Source organism: Variovorax sp., from assembly GCF_965279555.1.
Lineage (GTDB): Bacteria > Pseudomonadota > Gammaproteobacteria > Burkholderiales > Burkholderiaceae_C > Variovorax.
Map to the genome: position 1 here is coordinate 4,848,589 of NZ_OZ257247.1, position 21,764 is coordinate 4,870,352.

At 68.5% G+C, this 21,764-nt stretch carries 22 protein-coding genes; 15 read left to right on the forward strand and 7 right to left on the reverse strand.

Annotation, left to right across the window (positions count from 1 at the left end; translation table 11 throughout):
- Positions 1 to 50 precede the first annotated feature (50 nt).
- The 6 genes from ACQY8B_RS22680 to ACQY8B_RS22705 all read left to right on the forward strand — a co-directional run bounded on the left by ACQY8B_RS22680 (position 51) and on the right by ACQY8B_RS22705 (position 7,094).
- Entirely contained in the window at positions 51 to 1,418 is a 1,368-nt protein-coding gene (locus ACQY8B_RS22680) for an AmpG family muropeptide MFS transporter (protein WP_422088769.1), read from the forward strand.
- A gap of 119 nt (positions 1,419 to 1,537) precedes the next feature.
- Complete coding sequence (locus ACQY8B_RS22685) at positions 1,538 to 2,740, forward strand: beta-ketoacyl-[acyl-carrier-protein] synthase family protein (protein WP_422088770.1); 1,203 nt, start codon at positions 1,538 to 1,540, stop codon at positions 2,738 to 2,740.
- Positions 2,737 to 3,576 carry a beta-ketoacyl synthase chain length factor gene (locus ACQY8B_RS22690; RefSeq protein WP_422088771.1) on the forward strand — a complete coding sequence of 280 codons (840 nt, stop codon included), beginning with the start codon at positions 2,737 to 2,739 and terminating at the stop codon, positions 3,574 to 3,576. The genes ACQY8B_RS22685 and ACQY8B_RS22690 overlap by 4 nt, the downstream gene beginning before the upstream one ends.
- 162 nt (positions 3,577 to 3,738) lie before the next feature.
- A complete protein-coding gene (locus ACQY8B_RS22695) occupies positions 3,739 to 4,461 on the forward strand; it encodes a response regulator (protein WP_422088772.1) in 723 nt (240 codons plus the stop codon).
- A 111-nt stretch (positions 4,462 to 4,572) separates the two neighbouring features.
- Complete coding sequence (locus tag ACQY8B_RS22700) at positions 4,573 to 5,769, forward strand: ATP-binding protein (protein ID WP_422088773.1); 1,197 nt, start codon at positions 4,573 to 4,575, stop codon at positions 5,767 to 5,769.
- A gap of 71 nt (positions 5,770 to 5,840) precedes the next feature.
- On the forward strand, positions 5,841 to 7,094 hold the full coding sequence (locus tag ACQY8B_RS22705) for an O-antigen ligase family protein (protein ID WP_422088774.1): 1,254 nt from the start codon (positions 5,841 to 5,843) through the stop codon (positions 7,092 to 7,094).
- Between the two features lie 22 nt (positions 7,095 to 7,116).
- On the opposite strand, the gene ACQY8B_RS22710 is transcribed toward ACQY8B_RS22705, so the two are convergent.
- The gene (locus tag ACQY8B_RS22710; protein WP_007836801.1) at positions 7,117 to 7,326 is read right to left on the reverse strand and encodes a zinc-finger domain-containing protein; all 210 of its coding nucleotides are present in this window, start codon (positions 7,324 to 7,326) and stop codon (positions 7,117 to 7,119) included.
- Between the two features lie 8 nt (positions 7,327 to 7,334).
- Positions 7,335 to 8,288, reverse strand: a complete 954-nt coding sequence (locus ACQY8B_RS22715; protein WP_422088775.1) for a branched-chain amino acid transaminase — start codon at positions 8,286 to 8,288, stop codon at positions 7,335 to 7,337.
- A gap of 118 nt (positions 8,289 to 8,406) precedes the next feature.
- Here ACQY8B_RS22715 and ACQY8B_RS22720 point away from each other — a divergent pair, with 118 nt between their 5' ends.
- A complete protein-coding gene (locus tag ACQY8B_RS22720) occupies positions 8,407 to 9,423 on the forward strand; it encodes a recombination-associated protein RdgC (protein ID WP_422088776.1) in 1,017 nt (338 codons plus the stop codon).
- Positions 9,424 to 9,438: 15 nt separating this feature from the next.
- Here ACQY8B_RS22720 and ACQY8B_RS22725 read toward each other — a convergent pair whose 3' ends face one another.
- Entirely contained in the window at positions 9,439 to 10,650 is a 1,212-nt protein-coding gene (locus ACQY8B_RS22725; protein ID WP_422088777.1) for a M20 aminoacylase family protein, read from the reverse strand.
- 30 nt (positions 10,651 to 10,680) lie between these two features.
- Positions 10,681 to 11,994, reverse strand: coding sequence for an MFS transporter (locus tag ACQY8B_RS22730; RefSeq protein WP_422088778.1), 1,314 nt, complete (start codon positions 11,992 to 11,994; stop codon positions 10,681 to 10,683).
- Positions 11,995 to 12,186: 192 nt separating this feature from the next.
- Here ACQY8B_RS22730 and ACQY8B_RS22735 point away from each other — a divergent pair, with 192 nt between their 5' ends.
- On the forward strand, positions 12,187 to 13,134 hold the full coding sequence (locus tag ACQY8B_RS22735; RefSeq protein ID WP_422088779.1) for a LysR family transcriptional regulator: 948 nt from the start codon (positions 12,187 to 12,189) through the stop codon (positions 13,132 to 13,134).
- Positions 13,135 to 13,138: 4 nt separating this feature from the next.
- Here ACQY8B_RS22735 and ACQY8B_RS22740 read toward each other — a convergent pair whose 3' ends face one another.
- Positions 13,139 to 13,576: a glycerate kinase gene (locus tag ACQY8B_RS22740; RefSeq protein WP_422088780.1), complete on the reverse strand. Its 438-nt coding sequence runs from the start codon at positions 13,574 to 13,576 to the stop codon at positions 13,139 to 13,141.
- 185 nt (positions 13,577 to 13,761) lie between these two features.
- Here ACQY8B_RS22740 and ACQY8B_RS22745 point away from each other — a divergent pair, with 185 nt between their 5' ends.
- Positions 13,762 to 14,217: a hypothetical protein gene (locus ACQY8B_RS22745; RefSeq protein WP_422088781.1), complete on the forward strand. Its 456-nt coding sequence runs from the start codon at positions 13,762 to 13,764 to the stop codon at positions 14,215 to 14,217.
- Between the two features lie 63 nt (positions 14,218 to 14,280).
- Here the strand turns inward: ACQY8B_RS22745 and radA are convergent, their stop codons facing one another.
- Together radA and ACQY8B_RS22755 are read right to left on the reverse strand one after the other, a co-directional pair.
- Positions 14,281 to 15,675 carry a DNA repair protein RadA gene (gene radA / locus ACQY8B_RS22750; RefSeq protein WP_422088782.1) on the reverse strand — a complete coding sequence of 465 codons (1,395 nt, stop codon included), beginning with the start codon at positions 15,673 to 15,675 and terminating at the stop codon, positions 14,281 to 14,283.
- Between the two features lie 32 nt (positions 15,676 to 15,707).
- Positions 15,708 to 16,727, reverse strand: a complete 1,020-nt coding sequence (locus ACQY8B_RS22755) for a Bug family tripartite tricarboxylate transporter substrate binding protein (protein WP_422088783.1) — start codon at positions 16,725 to 16,727, stop codon at positions 15,708 to 15,710.
- Positions 16,728 to 16,834: 107 nt separating this feature from the next.
- On the opposite strand from ACQY8B_RS22755, the gene ACQY8B_RS22760 reads away from it, so the two are divergent.
- The 6 genes from ACQY8B_RS22760 to ACQY8B_RS22785 all read left to right on the forward strand — a co-directional run bounded on the left by ACQY8B_RS22760 (position 16,835) and on the right by ACQY8B_RS22785 (position 21,764).
- A complete protein-coding gene (locus ACQY8B_RS22760) occupies positions 16,835 to 17,341 on the forward strand; it encodes a MarR family winged helix-turn-helix transcriptional regulator (protein ID WP_422088784.1) in 507 nt (168 codons plus the stop codon).
- A gap of 146 nt (positions 17,342 to 17,487) precedes the next feature.
- Positions 17,488 to 17,925 carry a homoprotocatechuate degradation operon regulator HpaR gene (gene hpaR, locus ACQY8B_RS22765; RefSeq protein WP_422088785.1) on the forward strand — a complete coding sequence of 146 codons (438 nt, stop codon included), beginning with the start codon at positions 17,488 to 17,490 and terminating at the stop codon, positions 17,923 to 17,925.
- A complete protein-coding gene (locus tag ACQY8B_RS22770) occupies positions 17,922 to 18,554 on the forward strand; it encodes a fumarylacetoacetate hydrolase family protein (RefSeq protein ID WP_422088786.1) in 633 nt (210 codons plus the stop codon). The genes hpaR and ACQY8B_RS22770 overlap by 4 nt, the downstream gene beginning before the upstream one ends.
- Positions 18,551 to 19,333 carry a fumarylacetoacetate hydrolase family protein gene (locus ACQY8B_RS22775; protein WP_422088787.1) on the forward strand — a complete coding sequence of 261 codons (783 nt, stop codon included), beginning with the start codon at positions 18,551 to 18,553 and terminating at the stop codon, positions 19,331 to 19,333. The genes ACQY8B_RS22770 and ACQY8B_RS22775 overlap by 4 nt, the downstream gene beginning before the upstream one ends.
- Positions 19,330 to 20,793: a 5-carboxymethyl-2-hydroxymuconate semialdehyde dehydrogenase gene (gene hpaE / locus ACQY8B_RS22780; protein WP_422088788.1), complete on the forward strand. Its 1,464-nt coding sequence runs from the start codon at positions 19,330 to 19,332 to the stop codon at positions 20,791 to 20,793. The genes ACQY8B_RS22775 and hpaE overlap by 4 nt, the downstream gene beginning before the upstream one ends.
- Positions 20,790 to 21,764, forward strand: a complete 975-nt coding sequence (locus tag ACQY8B_RS22785; protein WP_422088789.1) for a Bug family tripartite tricarboxylate transporter substrate binding protein — start codon at positions 20,790 to 20,792, stop codon at positions 21,762 to 21,764. Before hpaE ends, ACQY8B_RS22785 begins: the two co-directional genes overlap by 4 nt.

Below are 21,764 nucleotides of genomic sequence, written 5' to 3' on the forward strand. Positions count from 1 at the left end.
GACAAAGGGGCCGCCCGAGGGCCTGCGCCGCTCATGGACAATCCGGGCACATGTCCGCCTCGCCCGTCGAAACACCCACCACCCCCTCCCCGCCCTGGCGCGACGCCCTCAAGGTCTACCTGGAGCCCGCCACGCTGCGCATGCTGGCGCTGGGCTTCTCGGCCGGGTTGCCGCTGCTGCTGGTGCTGGGCACGCTGAGCTTTCGCCTGCGCGAGGCCGGCATCGACCGCACCACCATCGGCTACCTGAGCTGGGTCGGGCTGGCCTACGGCTTCAAGTGGGTCTGGGCGCCGCTGGTCGACCGACTGCCGCTGCCGCCGCTGACCACGCTGCTGGGGCGCCGGCGCGGCTGGCTGCTGCTGGCGCAGGGGCTGGTGATCACGGGGCTGGTCGGAATGGCGATGAACGACCCGCGCCTGGGGCTCACGCCGCTGATCTGGTGCGCGCTGCTGGTGGCCTTCGGCTCGGCCACGCAGGACATCGCACTCGACGCCTTCCGCATCGAATCGGCCGAGCCGCGCAAGCAGGCCGCAATGGCGGCCGCCTACCAGACGGGCTACCGCCTCGCGATGATCTGGGCCGGCGCCGGCGTGCTGTGGGTCGCGGCCTGGGCCGAGGTGGCGCCCGCCGTGGCGGCCACCGGCGCAGCCGCCTACCAGGACGGCGCCTGGAAGACCGCTTACCTGGTGATGGCGGCTTCGATGGCGGTGGGCGTGTTCACGGTGCTGCTGTCCCCCGAGCCGGTGCCGCGCCTGCTGCCCAAGGCCCGCAACGCGGCCGAGTGGCTGCGCAGCGCGCTGATCGAGCCCTTTGCCGACTTCATCGGCCGCTACAAATGGCACGCGGTGCTGATCCTCTCGCTGATCGCCGTCTACCGCATCAGCGACGTGGTGATGGGCATCATGGCCAACCCTTTCTACGTGGACATGGGCTTCACCAAGGACGAAGTGGCCACGGTCAGCAAGATCTACGGCGTGATCATGACGCTGGTGGGCGCCTTCGTGGGCGGCGTGCTGTCGATGCGCCTGGGCGTGATGCGGGTGCTGATGATGGGCGCGGTGCTCAGCGCGGCGAGCAACCTGCTCTATGCCTGGCTGGCGACGCGCGGGCACGACACCACGGCGCTGATCGCGGTGGTCTCGGCCGACAACCTGGCCGGCGGCATCGCCTCGGCGGCCTTCATCGCCTACCTTTCGAGCCTCACCAACATCAGCTACTCGGCCACGCAGTACGCGCTGTTCAGCTCGCTGATGCTGCTGCTGCCGAAGTTCATCGCCGGCTATTCGGGCGTCTTCGTCGACGCCTACGGCTACAGCAACTTCTTCGTCGCCACCGCGCTGCTGGGCGTGCCGGTGCTGGTGCTGGTGGCGCTGGCCTCGCGGCTCACGATCATCACAAGCCCGGCGGAGCGTCAATAGGGCACGGGCCTTATAGGAATCCGCCGACGCGGCGCGGCGCAGGCAACTGTTAGGCTGTTCCACGTTTACATTCGCTCTTCCATAATTGTTTCCAGTTGTCAGCGAGCCCGCAAAAGATCGTGCCGTCCCGAATCCCCCCTCTACAAATCAGCGCCTTCACGGCGACCTCGGCCGTCGGCGTCGGCAAGGAAGCGCTCGCTGACGCGCTGGCGCAGTCGCGCAGCGGCCTGCGCGCCAACGACTTCGGCGACGACCCGCTGCCCACGTGGATCGGCCGTGTCGACGGCGTGGAAGAAATCCGCCTGCCCGAATCGCTCGCCCAATGGGACTGCCGCAACAACCGGCTCGCTTGGCTGGGGCTGCATGCCGACGGCTTCATCGAGGCGGTGGCGGCTGCGCGCGAGAAGTACGGTGCATCGCGCATCGCGCTGATCCTGGGCACCTCGACCGCGAGCATCGGCGAGACCGAGCTGGCTTACACCCGGCTCGACGCCGACGGCATGTTCCCGCTCGACCAGCGCCGCGGCAACGTGCACACGCCGCATTCGCTGGCCATGTTCACGCAGCAGGTGCTGGGCATCAGCGGCCCGAGCGAGACCATTTCCACGGCCTGTTCCTCGAGCGCCAAGGTGTTCGCCTCGGCCGAGCGGATGATCCGCCTGGGCCTGGCCGACGCGGCCGTGGTCGGCGGCGCGGACACGCTGTGCGGCAGCGTGCTGTTCGGCTTCAACTCGCTCGAACTGGTGTCGAGCGAACCGTGCCGGCCCTTCGACGCAGGCCGCAAGGGCATCAGCCTGGGCGAGGCCGCGGGCTTCGCGCTGGTGGAACGCGTGCAGACCGGCACCGATGCGTCCCCGCTGCACCTGCTGGGCTACGGCGAGGCGAGCGACGCGCACCACATGTCGACGCCGCACCCCGGAGGCCTGGGCGCCGAACGCGCGCTCGACGAGGCGCTGGCGCGCGCCGGCCTCGCACCCGACGCCATCGACTACATCAACATGCACGGCACCGCGAGCCAGAAGAACGACGAAGTCGAAGGCGCGCTGGTGGCGCGCCGCTTCCCGGCGCGCACCCATGCCAGCTCGACCAAGGGCTTCATGGGCCACACGCTGGGCGCGGCGGGCATCGTCGAGGCCGTCATCAGCCTGCTGGCCATCGAGCGCGGCCTGATGCCTGGCACCGTCAACACCCACACGCTGGACGAAGGCTTCGGCCCGCAGATCAGGCTGGAGCCCGTGCGCGGCGAAGTGCGCTATGCCCTGAGCAACTCCTTCGGTTTCGGCGGCAACAACTGCTCGCTCGTATTCGGAAAAGCGGCATGAGCGAAATGAACCGAGCCCCCACGCCCCCCACCCTGTACATCGAAGGCCCGGCCTTCTGGACGCCGACGCTGCCGGGCTGGGAAGCCGCGCGCGCCGCTTTCCGCGGAGAAGGCACGCTGACCGATCCGCCGGCCAAGCGCCCGTCGCCGCAGGTGCTTGCCCCGGCCGAGCGCCGCCGCGCGCCCGACACCGTGGCGCTGGCGCTCGAAGTGGCGGCCGCGGCCATGGCCGCCTCCGGCCGCAATGCCGCCGACGTGCCCTGCCTCTTCACCTCGGCGCACGGCGACCTGTCGATCAACGACTACATGTGCAGCACCCTCGCGACCGAGCCAAAGATGCTGTCGCCCACCAAGTTCCACAACTCGGTGCACAACGCCGCCGTCGGCTACTGGACCATCGGCACGGGCTGCATGGCCGCCAGCAACGCCGTCTCGGCCTTCGAGCACAGCTTTGCCGCCGGCTTGTTCGAGGCGGCGGTGCAATGCGCCGCCGACCACGACCCGGTGCTGCTGGTGGGCTACGACACGCCCACGCTGGGCCCGCTGGTTTCCGTGACCGACAGCCGCGGCCTGCTGGCCGTGGCGCTGGTGGTGGCGCCCGAGCGCACCGAGCGCACGGTGGCATCGTTCGAATGGTCGCTGGAAGTCGATGCGGCCCCGAAGCCGACCGCGCCGCGCTCCGCCGCCGCGCGCACGCTGGTGGGCATCAATCCGATGGCAGACGCCCTGAGCCTGTTCGAGGCGCTGGCGCAGGCCGAAGGCAGCGCCGGCGTGCCGATCGACCTGCCGCTGTCGAGCGCGCTGGCCCTGCGGCTGCGGCTGAGCCCTGCGGCATGACGGCGCGCCCGTGCAGGCGGGCGGGCGACGAAACGAATCCATGGCGCCCATGAACAGCGGGCGGGGCGCCATGGTTTTCGCAGCGCGCAAGGTTGACAGGCCGGCGCGAGGTTTACCCAACTTTACGGAGCGTTCAAGCCCGCTTGCTCCCTGTGGACGACCATGAAGCGCATGAGCACCCCCCAACTCCTGATGATCGAAGACGACACCCGCCTGGCACACATGGTGGGCGAATACCTGACGCAGTCCGGTTTCGGCTTCAGCCACGCCGGTGACGGCGCCGCCGGCCTCGAGCAGCTGCAGCAGCACGCGCCCGACCTCGTGATCCTCGACCTGATGCTGCCCGACACCGACGGCCTGGAGGTATGCCGCCGCATCCGCGCGCTGCCAGGCCAGATTTCCAAGGTGTCGGTGCTGATGCTGACGGCCAAGGGCGACCCGATGGACCGCATCATCGGCCTGGAGATCGGCGCCGACGACTACCTGCCCAAGCCCTTCGAGCCGCGCGAGCTGCTGGCGCGCATCCGCGCGGTGCTGCGCCGCCGCAGCGAAAACGCCACCGAGGCCGAGGTGTCCACCGTGATGCGCTTCGGCACGCTGGAAATCGACCGCAATGCGCGCACCGTGTCGGTGGCCGGCGCGCAGGCCGACCTCACCTCTTATCAGTTCGACCTGCTGGTGGCCATGGCCGAGCGCGCGGGCCGCGTGCTCACGCGCGACCAGATCATGGAAGCCGTGCGCGGCCGCGAGCTGGAAGCCTTCGACCGCTCGATCGACGTGCACATGGGCCGCATCCGCGCCGCCATCGAGGTGGACGCCAAGAACCCGAAGCGCATCCTGACGGTGCGCGGCGTAGGCTACGTTTTCGCCAAGCAGCAAGACTGAAGCAATGTTTGCCCCCCGGCTTTTCACTCGCTTCGCTCCGTGTAATTCGCCACCCCCCATGGGGGAGGCGCGGCTCGCCTTGGGGCGGCCCGGCGGCGGCCGCATCGCGCCATGCTGAAGAAGCTGTATTCCCGCCACCTCTACGTGCGCATCTGGCTCGCGGTGGTGGGCGGCGTCGTCATCCTCACGCTGATGGCCAACTGGATCGTGCGCGAAGCGGCACAGGCCGAGCGCGAACGGCTGGCACCTGTGCCGCGCGAGGTGATCGTGCTCGACGCGCAGGACAAGAAGATCGGCACCGGCACCGCGCTGCGCGTGCCGGGCCAGGGGCTGGAGTTCGACGTGACGCTCAGCGACGGCAAGGACATCACGCTGCGCGTGGCGCCGCGCGAGCGGCCCACGGGTGCATCCGGCTTCGCGCCGTGGCGCACGCCCTTCGGCCTGGGCTGGATGATCGCGCTGGTGGGGGTGGCGGTGGCGCTGGGCGTCTACCCGATCGTGCGGCGCATCACGCAGCGGCTGGAATCGCTGCAGCGCGGCGTGCAGCGGTGGGGCGAAGGCGATCTTTCGGTGCGGGTGACCGAAGAAGGGCAAGACGAAGTGGCTGATCTCTCCAAACGATTCAACGCGTCGGCGCAACGCATCGAACAGCTGGTGCGTTCGCACAAGTCACTGCTGGCCAACGCATCGCACGAGCTGCGTTCGCCGCTCACCCGCATCCGCATGGGCCTGGAGCTGATGGGCGAGCGCCCGAGCGCCACGGCGCGCGAGGAAATCTCGCGCAACATCGGCGAGCTCGACCAGCTCATCGACGAAATCCTGCTGGCCAGCCGGCTCGACGCCAGCGAGGCCGACATGGGCACCATCGAGCCTGTCGACCTGACCGGCCTGGCGGCCGAGGAATGCGCGCAGGTGAATGCCGAGCTCGACCTGGCCGAAGGCACCGACAACGCGAACCTCACGGTGCCGGGCGTGTCGCGCCTGCTGCGCCGTGCCATCCGCAACCTGCTGGAAAACGCCCGCCGCTACGGCGCCGGCGAAATCGCGGTGGAACTGGGCAGCGCCAACGGCTTTGCCACGGTGCGCGTGAACGACCGCGGACCGGGCGTGCCGGCCGCGCTGCGCGAACGCATCTTCGAGCCTTTCTACCGGCTGCCCGGCGCCAGCGAGCGCAACGGAGGCGTCGGGCTGGGGCTGTCGCTGGTGAAGTCGATCGCCGAGCGGCACGGCGGCACGGTGCGCTGCGAAGACCGCCCGGGCGGCGGCGCGAGCTTCGTCATCCGCCTGCCCACCGCGCGCGGGCACTGAATCCATTGAGCCCGGCACGGCCGGGGCAAAGTCAGGTCGCGCTGGCGGGGGCCACCTAAAATCCCGCCCCTATGCAGAGATCGCACATCGTTCGGCCCGCGGCCATGTTCTGGGGGCTGGTGGTGTTCATGCCGGTCGGCGTCACCTACCTCTCGGCCCTCCTGTTGCTCGCCACGATGCTGGTGGCCGGCGGAGGGCGGGAGCGCCTGACGCGGCTTCGCGCCAATCCGCTGTGGTGGCCGGTCGTGGCCTACCTGGCCTGGATGCTGATCGTGCTGGCCATCAGGCCGCACTACCCCGAAACCCCCTCCAACCTTTTCCACGGGCTGCGCATCGGCCTGACGATGCTGATGGCGATGGCGCTCACGCGCGAGGAAGCCCTCTGGGCGCTGCGCGGCTTCCTGCTGATCGCGGCGCTCAACTTGCTGCTGGTCATCTTCTTCTACGCGGTCGGCGGCTTCCACATCTGGTCACCGCTGCGCGCGGTGGTCATGGAAGTGGGCAACAAGTCGATCAGCAACGCGCTGCTGTTCAGCGTGGTGGCGTCCACGGCGGCGGTCTGGGGCATCGCGCAGATCGCGGCGCACCGTCCGCTGCGCGCCATTCCCGCCTTCGTGCTGGTGCTCGGGCTGGGCCTGGTGGTGGCCTTGCCGCTGACCTCGCGCACCTCGGTGCTCGCGCTGCTGCTGGTGATTCCGGCGGTGTGCGTCCACCAGTGGCGCAGCCACCTGAAGATGCTGGTGGGCGCGCTGGTGCTCGGCACCGTGGTGCTCGGCACCGGGCTCTACCAGCTGCCGCAGCTGCAGAAGAAGGTCGAGACCGGCGTGCAGGAACTCGAAGAGGCGCAGGCCGGCGCCGTCTTCAAGGGCAGCTGGGTCATCCGCTACTACATGTACCGCGACACCGGCCTCATGATCGCCGACCGCCCGCTCGCGGGCTGGGGCATCGGCGGCTGGACCGAGCAGTGGCACAAGCGCGGCCCCGCGCTCTTCGCCGACTCGAACATGCCGCACAACGACTTCCTGTGGGTGGGCGCGCAAGGAGGCGTGCCCGCGCTGCTCAGCTTGCTGGTCATCATGATGGCCGCCGTATGGCAGGCGTGGAAACGGCCGGACATGGCCGGCCGCTACGCGCTGGGCGCCACGCTGATCGCGCTCATCGCGTCGAGCGTCAACTCGGCGTTGCGCGACGCGCAGATCGGCCTGGCGCTGCTGTGGATCGCGATGATCTACCTGCGGCTGGCGCAGGAAAGACAAGACCCGGATCCGTGGCGCGGCCTGTGGCCGCGGCGCCGCGAGAAAGAAACCGCCCCTCAGGCTGGCTGAAGGGCGGTGGCGTCGGCTCGGCTCAGTGCCGCGACGACACCGTTTCGCCGGCCTTCAGGCGGTACACCGTGCCGCAGTACGGGCACTTGGCTTCGCCGGTGCGCGCCACGTCGAGGTAGACCTTCGGGTGGCTGTTCCAGAGCTTCATGTCGGCCTTGGGGCTGGGGCAGAACACGCCGCCCTGATGATTGAGCTCCTTGGCCAGGAGTTCGACGACTGCATTGGTGGACATGGGTTCTTTCAGACTTTCGTGAGCCAGTGGGCGTATTTGGGGTTCTTGCCGTTCACGATGTCGAAGAAGGCAGACTGGATTTTCTCGGTGATCGGGCCACGGGCGCCGCCGTCGCCGCGGTTGCCGATCTCGACGCGGTCGAGTTCGCGGATGGGCGTCACTTCAGCGGCGGTGCCGGTGAAGAAGGCCTCGTCGGCAATGTAGACCTCGTCGCGCGTGATGCGCTTTTGCACCAGCTCCAGGCCCAGGTCCTTGCAAACGTGCAGGATGGTGTTGCGCGTGATGCCGTTGAGCGCGCCGGCCGACAGGTCGGGCGTGTACACCACGCCGCCCTTGACCACGAAGATGTTCTCGCCCGCGCCTTCCGACACGAAGCCGCTCGCGTCGAGCAGCAGCGCTTCGTCGTAGCCGTCGTCCAGGGCTTCCATGTTGGCCAGGATCGAGTTGGTGTAGTTGCTCACCGTCTTGGCCTGCGTCATCGTGATGTTGACGTGGTGGCGGGTGTAGCTGGAGGTCTTCACGCGGATGCCGCGCTTCATGCCTTCTTCGCCCAGGTAGGCGCCCCAGGACCAGGCCGCGACCATGGCGTGGATCTTGTTGCCCTTGGGGCTCACGCCCAGCTTCTCGGAGCCGATCCAGATAAGGGGGCGCAGGTAGCAGCTTTCGAGCTTGTTCTCGCGAACCACCTGTTTCTGGGCCTCGTTGAGCTGTTCCTGCGTGAACGGGATCTTCATGCGCAGGATCTTGGCGCTGTTGAACAGGCGCTCGGTGTGCTCGGCCAGGCGAAAGATCGAGGTGCCGCCGTCCGCCGTCTTGTAGGCGCGTACGCCCTCGAAGGCGCCGCAACCGTAGTGCAGCGTGTGGCTCAGCACGTGGATCTTGGCGTCGCGCCAGTCCACGAGTTCGCCGTCCATCCAGATCTTGCCGTCACGGTCGTCCAGCGAGGGGGGGATCGAGCTCATTTCCTGATTCCTTTGGGAGCGATGGGGGAAGTCGCAAAAGCTTTCGATTTTACGGCCGGCCCCGGAACGGGGTGCCCGACAATGGCCGGTTGTCCAAACCAGTGGAAAAAGGGTTTCCGTGTCCGTATTCAAGAACGTCATCGTCTATCGCATCGAACCTGCCTGGTCCCAAACACTGGCCGAGGCGGAAGAAGGGCTCGGCAAGCAGCGCTTCGTGCCCTGCGGCCCCTCGCAGGAAAAGTCCGCCGGCTGGGTCGAGCCCCGCGGCGAGGCCAACGGCCCGCTGGTCGAATCCATCGACGGCCAGTGGCTGGTCGAATACATGATCGAGAGCAAGCAGGTGCCCGGCTCCGTGGTGCGCCGCAAGCTCGACGAGCGCTGCGCCAGCATCGAGGCCACCACCGGCCGCAAGCCCGGCAAGAAGGAAAAGAAAGAGCTCAAGGAAGACATCACGCTCGAGCTGCTGCCGATGGCCTTCACCCGCAGCGCGCGCGTGACGGTGTGGATCGACAAGGCGGAGAACCGCCTGGTCATCAACAGCGGCAATGCATCGCGCGCCGACGAGGTCGTCACCAGCCTCGTGAAGTCGCTCGACGGCTTCGCGGTGGCCCTCATCAACACCCAGATCGAGCCGGCTGCGGCCATGGCCAACTGGCTGCTGACGCAGGAGCCGCCGGCCGGCTTCACCATCGACCGCGAGTGCGAGCTCAAGGCCTCCGACGACTCCAAGGCCGTGGTGCGCTACGCCAAGCACCCGCTGGACATCGACGAAGTCAAGCAGCACATCACCGACGGCAAGCGCCCCACGCGGCTCGCGCTGACCTGGGACGACCGCGTGTCCTTCGAGCTCACGCACGGCCTGCTGATCCGCAAGATCACCTTCCTCGAAGGCACGGGCGACGGCGCCGCCGGCGGCAAGAAGGAAGACAACTTCGACGCCGACGTGGCCATCGCCACGGGCGAACTGGGCCAGTTGGTGCCGGCGCTGCTCGATGCGCTGGGCGGCGAGGCGGCGTTCTCGGCCGCGCCGCCGGACGACACGGTGAAGCCTGCAACCGCACCTGCAGCAGCACCCGCCACGACGGCACCGGCAGACGCAGCAGACGCGGCCGAGGAAGAAGACGCGCCTTTCTGACGCGGCGCGCAAAGCTCAGGCGACCAGGTAGGTCTGCGCGAGGCGCACCCAGCAGGCGGCTCCCAGCGGCAGCACCTGGTCGTTGAAGTCGTAGCCGGGGTTGTGCACCATGCAGCCTCCGAACTCGCCCTCCCCGTTGCCGAGCAGCAGATAGCAGCCCGGCAGCGCGTCGAGCATCCACGCGAAGTCCTCGCTGCCCGCGAAGCCGCGGGGCACCTGCGTGAGCACGCTCGCCTCGCCCACGATCTCGGTGCACACCTGCGCCATCAGCCGCGTCTCGGCCGCGGTGTTGACCACCGGCGGCACCAGCCGGCGGTAGTCGATCTCGGCCTCCACGCCGTGCGCCTGCGCGGTGAGGCTCACGATCTCGCGGATGCGCTGCTCGACCAGCGCGCGCGTCTCGGGCCGCGCCGCGCGCACGTTCAGGCCCAGCGTCACCGATTGCGGAATCACGTTGTGCGTGGCGCCGCCGCGGATGAAGCCGACCGACACCACCGCCGTGTCGTCGGGCGCCACGTTGCGCGCCACCACGGTCTGCAGCGCCGTCACCACCGCAGCGGCTGCGGCCACCGGGTCACGCGCGCGGTGCGGCATGGCGCCGTGCCCGCCCACGCCCTTGATGGTGACGTCGGCCACGTCGGACGACAGCGTGACCGGGCCCTCCACCGCCAGCACCGTGCCCACCGGCACGCCGGGCGCGTTGTGCAGCGCGTACACCGCATCGCAGGGGAAGCGCTCGAACAGGCCGTCTTCGATCATCGCGCGCGCGCCGCAGAGGTTTTCCTCGTCGGGCTGGAAGATCAGGTTCAGCGTGCCGTCGAAGCTGCGCGCCGCCGCCAGCGCCTTGGCCGCGGCCAGCAGGATGGCGGTGTGGCCGTCGTGCCCGCAGGCGTGCATGCGGCCGGGGTTGCGGCTCGCATACGGCAGGCCCGTGGCCTCGACGATGGGCAGCGCGTCCATGTCGGCGCGGATGCCGAGGCGGCGCGTGCCGCTGCCGAGCCTGAGCTGCGCCACGATGCCGGTCTTGCCGATGCCCGTGTGCACCTCGTAGCCCCAGCTGCGCAGCAGGTTGGCCACCAGTTCGCTGGTGGCGCTCACCTCGAAGCCCAGCTCGGGGTTGGCGTGGATCCGGCGGCGGATGTCGACGAAGGCCTGCGTGTCGATGTCGGCCTGCGGGAGCAGCCGGGACAGCAGCCTGTTGGTCTGGGGGCTGAGTTCGCGTGTCATTTGAAGGAAGTCGTTGTTTCGTGGGGAGGGTCAATCGGCCTTGTGCTCGCGCAGGCTCAGCAGCGCGCCGAGGCTCAGCAGCCCGCAGGCCATCATGTAGAAGGCCGGCGCCATCGGGTTGCCGGTGCTGGCGAGCAGCCAGGTCACGATGAACTGCGACGAGCCGCCGAACACCGTCACGCCGATGCTGTAGACCACCGAGATGCCGCTGGCGCGCACGCCGGCCGGCAGCATCTCCAGCAGCATCAGGAACATCGGCGTGGTGCCGATGTTCACGCTCGCCGTGAGCAGCGCCGACAGGCACAGCACCAGCGGCACGCTCGGGTAGTGGCTGATCAGCCAGAACGCGGGGTACACCGCGACCACGCTGAACAGCAGCGAGCCGACGACCAGCGGCTTGCGCGCCGGCAGCCGGTCGGCCAGCCGGCCCGCCACCAGCGACACCACGAACAGCGTGATGCCGGTGACGCAGCCCGACAGCAGCGACAGCGACGGCGGCATGTGCAGCACGCGGATCATGTAGGTGGGCATGAAGAACACCACGAGGTACATCGTCGCCGTGCCCGCCGTGGTGGCCAGGATGCCCTTGAGCACAAGGCCGCCGTGGTTGCGCATCAGCCGCCCGATGGGGCTGGACTCGTGGCTGTCGGCAACGTGCGTTTCCTCCAGCTGCGAGCGGATGTACAGGCCCACCGGCGCGATCAGCAGGCCAAGCAGGAACGGCAGGCGCCAGCCCCAGCTTTCGAGCGAAGCCTGCGGCAGCGCCGCATACAGCGCCGCGCCGGTGAGCGCGCCCAGCAGCGCCGACACGCCCTGGCTCGCGAGCTGCCAGCTCACGCGGAAGCCCCGGCCCTTCACGCCGCCGGACTCCATCAGCATCGAGGTGGCCGCGCCCACTTCGCCGCCGAGCGAGAAGCCCTGCAGCAGCCGGCCCGCCACGATCATCAGCGAGCCGAACACGCCGGCCGAGGCATAGCTGGGCGCCAGCGCGATGCACAGCGTGCCGAGCACCATGAGGCCGATGGTCAGCGTCATAGCAGCCTTGCGGCCCTTGCGGTCGGCGTAGTTGCCGATGATCACGCCGCCCAGCGGGCGCATCACGAAGCCGATGCCGAAGGTGGCCACCGCCAGCAACAGCGAGCCGTAGGGGCTGTCGGAGGGAAAGAACAGCTTGCCGATCAGCAGCGCGAAGAAGCTGTAGACGGTGAAGTCGTACATCTCCAGCGCGTTGCCCAGCGAGCAGGCGGCGATCAGGCGGAACTGGCTCTGCTTTCCCTTGCCTTGCACGGTGGTGGCCGGTGAAGGGGCCCGGATCGGGCTTGCGGGCAATGCGGCTTCGCTCATCTAATGTCACTCCACGAACAGGTTGCTGGGGGTCGGACCGGCCCCTTGGCGGCGGAGTATTCAGGCAAAGCGCCCTGGCAAAGAATCACAAATTTTCATGCTGATAACCAAATGGCATCCCCGTCATAAACAGGCACGAGAAGCCATCGGGACAACCACCAAGACGCACTTTTCCGTGAGACCGGCACCACGATGAAGCTGCAACAGTTGCGCGTCCTGCTGGCGGTGGCACAGCACGGCAGCATCCACGAGGCCTCGCGCAGCCTGCACACCACGCAGCCCGCGCTTTCGAAGACCATCTCCGAGCTGGAGCGCGAACTGGGCGTGACGCTGATGTCGCGCTCCACGCGCGGCGTGAGCCTCACGCCCTACGGCGTGGCGCTGGTCAAGCGCGCGAGCCTGGTCGAGCAGGAACTGCGGCACGCGCTCGAAGACATCGAGGCGATCCGCGGGCACGACGAGGGACAGTTGCACATCGGCTTCACCGCGGTAGCGTCGAGCGGGCCGCTGCCCGACGCGATGGCGTCGTTCCGCCAGCGCTTTCCCAACGTGACGATGCGCGGCTTCGAGATGCGCCCGCAGCAGATCTTCGAGGGCCTGCGCGAGGGCCGGCTCGACCTGGGGCTGATCTCCACCTGCAACGGGCCGGGCACCGGCGCCTTCCAGTGGGAGCCGCTGTTCTCGGTGGCAATGCACCTGTCGGTGCGCGCCGGCCACCCGCTGCGGCGCGTGCGCCGGCTGCAGCCGCTGTTGGACGCCGACTGGCTGGTGCTGGACCCGGTCGACGACGCCGGCAGCCCGCTGGTGAGCATGATGAACATGCACGGGCTGCAGATGCCCCGGCGCATGGTGCACAGCGCGTCGAACCTGCTGGGGCTGCAGTTGGCCACCCAGACCGACCTGATCAGCATGTGGTCGGACTTCGTGTTCCACGGCGCCGGGCCGCTGCGGCTGCAGCCCGGCCTGCTCGAGAAGCTGCCGATCACCGACGAGGTGCCGGACTTCGACGTGTTCCTGGTCTACCGATCGGCAGACCTCATGACGCACGTGTGCGCAGAGTTCGTGAAAGAGGCGCGCCACCACGCCAAGGCCAATCCGCCGTGGCGGCAGCCCAAGCGCAAGGGGAGCGCGGGAGCCTAGGGGGTCAGGCCGCGGGAGTGGCGCCGTCTTCGCCGTCGACCGGGTTCTCGGGCCGCGTCATGGACCAGCTCTGCAGCTTGCCGCCGTTGAACACCGCATCCACGTACGAGCCGCCGCCATCGGTCCAGCGGTACACCTCGGGCTGCGTGTCCTTGGGCGAGCGCAGTTCGCCGAGGGCGCGGGTCATGGCAATGACGTGCATCAGCGTCGCGTTCGGCTTGAGCTTGGCATTGAGCATCACCGCGCTGCCGACGTAACCCACCGGCCGCTCGGCCGCGCGCTTGAGCACTTGCATCGCCCGGTTGAAGTGCAGCAGCAGGAACATCACGATCGCGCCGCCGGCCAGGGCGACGCCGCCCCAGCCACCGCTGCGCCAGGCCAGCCCGAGAACGACGATGGCGCCCACGGGCACCAGAAATTTCTTGAAATTCATGGCGCGCATTGTCGCCGCCAAGCCGGGGGTGTCGGGCAAAAGGCCTCAGGCCGGGGCCGCACAGGCCGATGCGGTAGCCGCCCTGGCTACCGCCAGGCGCGCAAGGCGGTACTCGCCGCGAAAAGCGCTCCCCGCGACGGGCAGAGCCGGCACATTTCACCGCACGGGCATCTGCCCGGGCCACTGAAAAGCATATGAACATTCCGCGCTCCGTCACTTTCGTTCGTCTCACGCTCGTCACCGCGCTCGCGGGCACCGCGCTCAGCGGCTGCTACGTGGTACCGCTCGGCCAGCCCGCACCCGTGGCGCCGCCCTCGCAGGTGTACGCGGTGCCGCCGGGCCCGGTCGCACAGACCTTCAGCGCGCGGCTGTACCCGTCGAATGCCGAAGCCGCGCGCTACGGGACCATCGCCGGCACCGTGACCAACGACATGAACGGCCGCGGCCACTTCAGCGCGCAGATCGGCAATGAACAGTTTCAGGGAGAGGCAACACGGGTCGCGGGCTCACGGGGAGCAGGCCTGGCGAATGCCGCCGGCAGCCGCGGCGGCAACCTGAGTTGCCAGTACACGATGAACTCGGCCACGTTGGGCAGCGGTCAATGCGTGCTCAACGGCGGACCGGCGTTCACGATGCACATCGGGGGGTAGGGAGGGTAGGCCCGGCGCGCCTCGCTGGCGCGCCGGGCGCTTTTTTCCGGCGGCCCCGCCGGATCAGTCGAGGCGGCGGACCACGTCCATCGCCTCTTCGATGCGTTCGACGGCGTGGATCGTCAAACCTTCGATCTCTTTCGTGCCCTTGCGCGGCGCATTGGCCTTGGGCACCACAGCCACGCTGAAGCCCAGCTTGGCGGCCTCGCGCAGGCGCTCCTGCCCGCGCGGCGCGGGGCGCACCTCGCCGGCCAGGCCCACTTCTCCGAATGCGATGAAGCCCTTGGGCATCGGCTTGCCGCGCAGGCTGGAGGTGATGGCCAGCATCACGGCCAGGTCGGCCGCCGGTTCGCTGATGCGCACACCGCCCACCGCATTGACGAACACGTCCTGGTCCATGCAGGCCACGCCGGCGTGGCGGTGCAGCACCGCCAGCAGCATGGCCAGACGGTCGCGGTCCAGGCCCACCGACAGGCGGCGCGGGCTCGGGCCGCCGTTGTCTACCAGCGCCTGGATCTCCACCAGCATCGGCCGCGTGCCTTCGAGCGTGACCAGCACCACGCTGCCGGGCACCGGCTCGGCATGCTGGCTCAGGAAGATGGCGCTGGGGTTGGTCACACCTTTGAGGCCACGTTCGGTCATGGCGAACACGCCGATCTCGTTGACCGCGCCGAAGCGGTTCTTGATGGCGCGCACGAGGCGGAAGCTCGAATGCGTGTCACCTTCGAAGTACAGCACCGTGTCGACCATGTGCTCCAGCACGCGCGGGCCGGCCAGCGCGCCTTCTTTCGTGACGTGGCCCACCAGCACCACTGCCGTGCCGCTGGTCTTGGCAAAGCGCGTGAGATGGGCCGCGCATTCGCGCACCTGCGCCACGGAACCGGGCGCGGAGGTGAGCTGGTCGGAGTACACCGTCTGGATCGAGTCGATCACCGCGATGGCCGGGCGCGTGGCGTCGAGCGTGGCGACGATTTTTTCGAGCTGGATCTCGGCCAGCACCTGCACCTGCGAGTGGTCGAGTCCCAGCCGCTTGGAGCGCAGCGCGACCTGCGAGCCGCTTTCTTCACCCGTCACGTAAAGCGCGTTCTGCCCCGCCCGCTGCAGCGCATCGACCGCCTGCAGCAGCAGCGTCGACTTGCCGATGCCCGGGTCGCCGCCGATCAGCGTGACGCCGCCGGAGACGATGCCGCCGCCGAGCACGCGGTCGAGTTCGTCGAGCCCGGTGGGCGTGCGCGCGACATCGGTCGCCTCGATTTCCGACAGCGTGGCGAGCTCCGACGCCCCCGCGAGCGACGCGAACTGCGTGCCGAAGCGATTGTTGGCCGTGCCGCCGCCGGCGGGGCCCGCGACCTGTTCAATGAGTGTGTTCCAGGCGCCGCAGCTCGGGCATTTGCCGAGCCATTTGGGGCTGGTGCCGCCGCATTCACTGCAGACGAAAGTTGTTTTGTCCTTGGCCATCCTTCGAGTTTAGGTGGCCGGACAGTCGATGCTCAGTCGTTCGCCTGGAAGTTCACCGCCTTCATGATCGCCGCCCAGCGCGCCGTGTCCTCGCGCATTGTCTTCAGCAGTGTCTCGGGGCCGTCGCCCACCGGGTACATGCCGTTCTGGAGCAATTGCTGGCGCACCTCGCGCGAGTTCACGGCGCGCATGAATTCGGCGCGCAGCTGGTCTACCACCGGCTTGGGCGTCTTCACCGGCGCGTAGTAGGCGAACCATGCGGTAGCGACCACGTCCTTCAGGCCGTCCTCCACGAAAGTAGGCACGGCGGGCATCAGCGGCGAGCGCTTCTCGCCGCTGGTGGCGATCACCTTGACGCGGCCGCTCGGCAACATCTGCAGCGCACCACCCACGGTGTCGAAGTAGGCCGGTACGGTGCCTCCCATCACGTCCTGGCGTGCCGGCGTGGAGCCGCGATATGGCACGTGCACCATCGACAGGCCGGTAGCGCGGTTGAGCATCTCGCCGAGGAAATGCGAAGGCGTGCCCGCGCCGTACGACGCGAAACTCGCACCGCCTGGCTGCTTCCTGGCCCAGGCGATGAACTCGGACAGCGTGCTGGCCGGCACGTCCTTGTGCACCACCAGCGCGAGCTCGAAGCGCGCCGCGTTGACGATAGGCTGGAAATCCTTGATCGGGTCGTACGACAGATTCCTGTAGGCGCTCGGGAACATGGTCATCATGCTGGCCGTGCCCAGGAGCAACGTGCGGCCATCGGGCGCCGCGGTCTTCACGGCTTCGACCGCAATGCGCCCGGCGGCGCCGGAACGGTTGTCGACGATGAGCGGGCCGAGCGAGTCGCGCACTTCCTGCGCGATGGCCCGCGTAAGCACGTCCTGCGTGCCGCCGGCGGGCACGCCTATCAGCACGCGAATGGGGGTTCCCGGCGCGATCGCCGGTTGCGCCTGCTGCGCCCATGCCGCGGTGGCAAGCGGCGCGAGGGCCACGCCGCCGAGCGTGGCGAGCACGCTGCGGCGCCTCGGGTGATACAGGGGCTGTGGGATTGCTCTCATCCGTCTTGTCTCCGTTGTCGTCGGCTCTGAGTCTGCTGCAATGGGCGCGGCCACTGTAGAGCGCCGACAATTGATTCATCAAATCAATCATCGCCGGGACAAACCCTATGCACGCACCGCCGCGCACGCTCGACGACCTGCTGCTCTACCGCACCAGCCGGCTGCTTTCGGTGGCGGGCAGCCTGGTGATCCGGCTGTGCGAAGGGCGCTTCGGCATCACGCGGCGCGAATGGCGGCTCATCGCCACGCTCGCGGGCCACGGTGCGCTGGGCTCGTCGCAACTGGCAGAGCAAGCGCAGCTCGACCGGGCGCGCACGTCGCGCGCGGTGACTTCGCTGGTCGGCAAGGGGCTTGTTTCGCGCGAGCAGCCCGCGGGCGACCGGCGGCACGTGCTTCTCAGCCTCACCGCACCGGGCAGGAAGCTCCACGCGCAGCTCTATCCGCTGGTTTCGTCAATCAACGCAGAACTGCTGGACGCGCTGAAGGCCGACGAGGTGGCGCTGCTCGACGACATGCTGCAGCGCCTGCACGCGCGCGGCGAGGCGATGGTCGCAGCCGCGGCCGACCTGCCCAGGGCCGACCGGCGCCGCCGCGAAGCATCCGCCGCGCGCTGAAGCGCCGCGGTGCACAGCGGCGGCAGGCGCGCAGGCTGCACGCCTCATCCGTGCATACCCTAGGTTTTCGAATCGGGGGGAACCAGCCACTAGGAAAGCTCCGACGAATCATTTAACATGTTAAGTAATTTCGGAAGAGACAAGCCTTGAGCACGACATTCACGCACCGCAATTTGCCGCGCCTGCTGCTGCAGGCCCGCGAAGCCGTGATGGCACACACCCGGCCCAGCCTGCGCGAGCACGCCCTGTCCGACCAGCAATGGCGCGTACTGCGCGTGCTGGGCGAACACGGCGCGGTCGACACCGGCAGGGTCGCGCGCGAGGCCTTCATCCTCGGCCCCAGCCTTACCGGCGTGCTCGCGCGCATGGAGCGAGACAACCTCATCACCCGCGCCCGCGACCCGGCCGACCAGCGCCGCACCGTGGTCGAAGCCACACCGCACGGCATGAAGCTGGTGAAGCGGCTGTCGACCAGCATCGAGGCGCACTACGAGTGGATGGAAAAGTCGCTCGGCAAGGCCAGGCTCACGCAGCTCTACGGGCTGCTCGACGAACTGATCGCACTGGAGCAACCCTCGCCATGAGTACTCCCCATTTCCTGCCCACGGGCACGGTGTACGGCACGCTGCTGAACTTCCGCGCCGAAGTCGAGGCGCTAGCGCCGCAGATGACCCAGCCGCCCTACAAGGCACCGCCGAAGGCGCCCGTGCTCTATGTGAAGACGGCCAACACCTGGAGCCCGCACGGCAGCGCCATCACCGTGCCTGCAGCGGTGCCCGAGGTGGAGATCGGCGCCAGCATCGGCATGGTGATCGGCGCCGAAGGGGACGTCGAAGGCTTCGTGCTGATGAACGACCTATCGATTCCGCATGCCAGCTTCTTCCGGCCGCCGGTGAAGTTCAAGTGCGTCGACGGCTTCCTCGGCATCGGCCCGGCGCTGCGCGATGCGCAAGAGGTGGCAGACCCCGCCAACTTCCGCGTCGAGGTCCGCATCAACGGCGAGCTGAAGCAGTCGATCGACTTCTCTCGACTCGTGCGCCCCGCTCGACAGCTGCTGGCCGACGTCGGCGATTTCATGACGCTCGCGCATGGCGACGTGCTGATGCTGGGCTGCGGCCCGGGCCGCCCGCTGGCGCGCGCCGGCGACCGCATCGACATTTCCGCGCCGGGCTTCGAGACCCTGAGCAACACGCTGGTGAAGGAAGCCGCATGAAGCACGCACGCGTCATCTTCGAGGGCCGCGAACACACCGGCACCGCCTACGAACTGAACGGCCAGCAAGACGCCGCCGTGCGCCTGGAAGACGGCCGCATCGTGCCGCAGGAACAACTCACCTGGCTGCCGCCGCTCGCGCCCACGGCGCGCCCGCGCACCATCCTCGCGCTGGGCCTCAACTACGCCGACCACGCCAAGGAACTCGAGTTCAAGGCGCCCGAGGAACCGCTGGTTTTCGTCAAGGGACAGAGCGCGCTCATCGGCCACCGCCAGCGCACGCATCGCCCGGCCGACGTGCAGTTCATGCACTACGAATGCGAGCTGGCCATCGTGGTCGGCAAGACCGCCAGGAACGTGAAGCGCGACGACGCCTGCGACTTCATCGGCGGCTACACCGTGGCCAACGACTACGCCATTCGCGACTACCTCGAGAACTGGTACCGCCCCAACCTGCGCGTGAAGAACCGTGACACCTGCACGCCGCTGGGCCCGTGGTTCGTCGATGCGGCCGACGTGCCCGACCCGATGGCGCTCGCGCTGCGCACCACCGTCAACGGCACGGTCACGCAGCAGGGCAACACGCGCGACATGATCTTCGACGCGCCCTTCCTCATCGAGTACTTCAGCCGCTTCATGACGCTCTCGCCGGGCGACCTGATCCTCACCGGCACGCCCGACGGCGTGGTCGACTGCAAGCCGGGCGACGTCATCGTCACCGAGATCGAGCGCATCGGCGCGCTCATGAACACCATCGAGACCATCCAAGGAAAAGCATGAGAGTCGACCACCTGATCAACGGCAAGAGTGTCGGCGGCACCGACTACTTCGAGACCGTCAACCCCGCCACGCAGGAAGTGCTGGCCGAAGTCGCCTCGGGCGGCGAAGCCGAAGTGAACGCGGCCGTGGCCGCCGCCAAGGAAGCCTTCCCCAAGTGGGCCGGCATGCCCGCGCCCGAGCGGGCCAAGCTGATCCGCAAGCTCGGCGACCTGATCGCGAAGAACGTGCCCGAGATCGCGCAGACCGAAACCAACGACTGCGGCCAGGTGATCGCGCAGACCGGCAAACAGCTGGTGCCGCGCGCGGCCGACAACTTCTATTACTTCGCCGAGATGTGCACGCGCGTCGACGGCCACACCTACCCCACGCCCACGCACCTGAACTACACGCTGTTCCACCCGGTGGGCGTGTGCGCGCTCATCAGCCCGTGGAACGTGCCCTTCATGACGGCCACCTGGAAGGTCGCGCCCTGCCTGGCCTTCGGCAACACGGCCGTGCTGAAGATGAGCGAGCTGTCGCCGCTCACGGCCGCGCGGCTGGGCGAACTGGCGCTGGAAGCCGGCATTCCGCCCGGCGTGCTGAACCTGGTGCACGGCTACGGCAAGGAAGCGGGCGAGCCGCTGGTGGGCCACCCCGACGTGCGCGCCATTTCGTTCACCGGCTCCACCGCCACGGGAAACCGCATCGTGAAGAGCGCGGGCCTGAAGAAGTTCAGCATGGAGCTGGGCGGCAAGAGCCCCTTCGTGATCTTCGACGACGCCGACCTCGACCGCGCGCTCGACGCCGCCGTGTTCATGATCTTCAGCAACAACGGCGAGCGCTGCACGGCCGGCTCGCGCATCCTGGTGCAGCAGTCGATCTATGCCGACTTCGCGGCCAGGTTCGCCGAGCGCGCCAGGCGCATCGCCGTGGGTGACCCGCTGGACGAGAAGACCATCGTCGGCCCGATGATCTCGCAGGCCCACCTGGCCAAGGTGCGCAGCTACATCGAACTCGGCCCGAAGGAAGGCGCCACGTTGCTGTGCGGCGGCCTCGATGCGCCGGGCAACCTGCCCGACCGCGTGAAGAAGGGCAACTACGTGATGCCCACCGTTTTCGCCGACGTCGACAACCGCATGAAGATCGCGCAGGACGAAATCTTCGGCCCGGTCGCCTGCCTGATTCCGTTCAAGGACGAGGCCGATGCCATTCGCCTGGCCAACGACATCCAGTACGGCCTGAGCAGCTACGTGTGGACCGAGAACATCGGCAAGGCGCACCGCGTGGCCGCCGCCGTGGAAGCCGGCATGTGCTTCGTCAACAGCCAGAACGTGCGAGACCTGCGCCAGCCCTTCGGCGGCACCAAGGCCTCGGGCACGGGGCGCGAAGGCGGCACCTGGAGCTACGAGGTGTTCTGCGAGCCGAAGAACATCGCGGTGTCGCTGGGCTCGCACCACATTCCGCACTGGGGCGTGGCGTGAACACTCAACGACGCACGCTGCTGCAAGGCGCGGTCGCTCTCGCCGCCCTGCCCTCGCTGGCGCGCGCACAGGCGGCATGGCCCAACAAGCCGATCCGAGTGATCGTGCCCTTCACGCCCGGCGGCACCACCGATTTCGTCGCGCGGCTCGTGGGCGTGGAATTGTCGAAGACGCTCGGCCAGCCGGTGATCGTCGACAACAGGCCCGGCGCGGGCACGGTGATCGGCGTCGATGCCGCAGCCAAGGCCGCGCCAGACGGCTACACCTTCGTCTGCGTGGCCAACAGCTTCACGGCCAACAAGACGCTGATACGCAAGCTGCCGTACGACACGCAGAAAGACCTGCGCCCGGTAGCGCTCATGGGCATGTCGGAGCATGTGCTCGCCACCCACCCGAACAGCGGCCTGAAGACGCTGGCCGACCTGCGCAACGCGGCCAAGGCCAAGCCGGGCACGCTGAGCTTCGCCTCCTTCGGCAACGGCACATCGGCGCACCTGTCGGGCGAGCTGCTCAAGCAGCAGATGGGCCTGGACATCGTGCACGTGCCCTACAAGGGCCAGGGCCCGGCGCTGACCGACCTGCTCGGCGGCCAGGTGACGATGATGTTCGGCAACTGGCCCGAGTTCCGCAGCCACGTGCAGAACGGCAAGCTCATCGCGCTGGGCATGGCGGCCGCGCAGCGTTCGCAGTACGCGCCCGCCATACCCACACTGGCGGAACAGGGCGTGGCCATCGAGTCCAATTCATGGAATGGCCTGCTGGCGCCCGGCGGCACGCCCGATGCCATCGTGCAGCGCATGAACGCCGAGGTGAACCGAGCGCTCGCGGGGCAGGTGGTGACGGATGCCTTCCACAAGGGCGGCATCGCGTCGCTGTCGGGCACACCGGAGCGTTTTGCGGCCTTCATCCAGAGCGAGATCGCGAAGTACGGCGACGTGATCCGCAAGGCCAACATCCAGATCGAGGGCTGA

Bases quoted from the DNA above. Each gene is read 5' to 3' on its own strand.
- ACQY8B_RS22680 (WP_422088769.1), top strand. From the start codon at position 51: ATGTCCGCCTCGCCCGTCGAAACACCCACCACCCCCTCCCCGCCCTGG.
- ACQY8B_RS22690 (WP_422088771.1), top strand. From the start codon at position 2,737: ATGAGCGAAATGAACCGAGCCCCCACGCCCCCCACCCTGTACATCGAA.
- ACQY8B_RS22695 (WP_422088772.1), top strand. From the start codon at position 3,739: ATGAAGCGCATGAGCACCCCCCAACTCCTGATGATCGAAGACGACACC.
- ACQY8B_RS22700 (WP_422088773.1), top strand. From the start codon at position 4,573: ATGCTGAAGAAGCTGTATTCCCGCCACCTCTACGTGCGCATCTGGCTC.
- ACQY8B_RS22705 (WP_422088774.1), top strand. From the start codon at position 5,841: ATGCAGAGATCGCACATCGTTCGGCCCGCGGCCATGTTCTGGGGGCTG.
- ACQY8B_RS22710 (WP_007836801.1), bottom strand. From the start codon at position 7,326: ATGTCCACCAATGCAGTCGTCGAACTCCTGGCCAAGGAGCTCAATCAT.
- ACQY8B_RS22715 (WP_422088775.1), bottom strand. From the start codon at position 8,288: ATGAGCTCGATCCCCCCCTCGCTGGACGACCGTGACGGCAAGATCTGG.
- ACQY8B_RS22725 (WP_422088777.1), bottom strand. From the start codon at position 10,650: ATGACACGCGAACTCAGCCCCCAGACCAACAGGCTGCTGTCCCGGCTG.
- ACQY8B_RS22730 (WP_422088778.1), bottom strand. From the start codon at position 11,994: ATGAGCGAAGCCGCATTGCCCGCAAGCCCGATCCGGGCCCCTTCACCG.
- ACQY8B_RS22735 (WP_422088779.1), top strand. From the start codon at position 12,187: ATGAAGCTGCAACAGTTGCGCGTCCTGCTGGCGGTGGCACAGCACGGC.
- ACQY8B_RS22740 (WP_422088780.1), bottom strand. From the start codon at position 13,576: ATGCGCGCCATGAATTTCAAGAAATTTCTGGTGCCCGTGGGCGCCATC.
- ACQY8B_RS22745 (WP_422088781.1), top strand. From the start codon at position 13,762: ATGAACATTCCGCGCTCCGTCACTTTCGTTCGTCTCACGCTCGTCACC.
- radA (WP_422088782.1), bottom strand. From the start codon at position 15,675: ATGGCCAAGGACAAAACAACTTTCGTCTGCAGTGAATGCGGCGGCACC.
- ACQY8B_RS22755 (WP_422088783.1), bottom strand. From the start codon at position 16,727: ATGAGAGCAATCCCACAGCCCCTGTATCACCCGAGGCGCCGCAGCGTG.
- ACQY8B_RS22760 (WP_422088784.1), top strand. From the start codon at position 16,835: ATGCACGCACCGCCGCGCACGCTCGACGACCTGCTGCTCTACCGCACC.
- ACQY8B_RS22770 (WP_422088786.1), top strand. From the start codon at position 17,922: ATGAGTACTCCCCATTTCCTGCCCACGGGCACGGTGTACGGCACGCTG.
- ACQY8B_RS22775 (WP_422088787.1), top strand. From the start codon at position 18,551: ATGAAGCACGCACGCGTCATCTTCGAGGGCCGCGAACACACCGGCACC.
- hpaE (WP_422088788.1), top strand. From the start codon at position 19,330: ATGAGAGTCGACCACCTGATCAACGGCAAGAGTGTCGGCGGCACCGAC.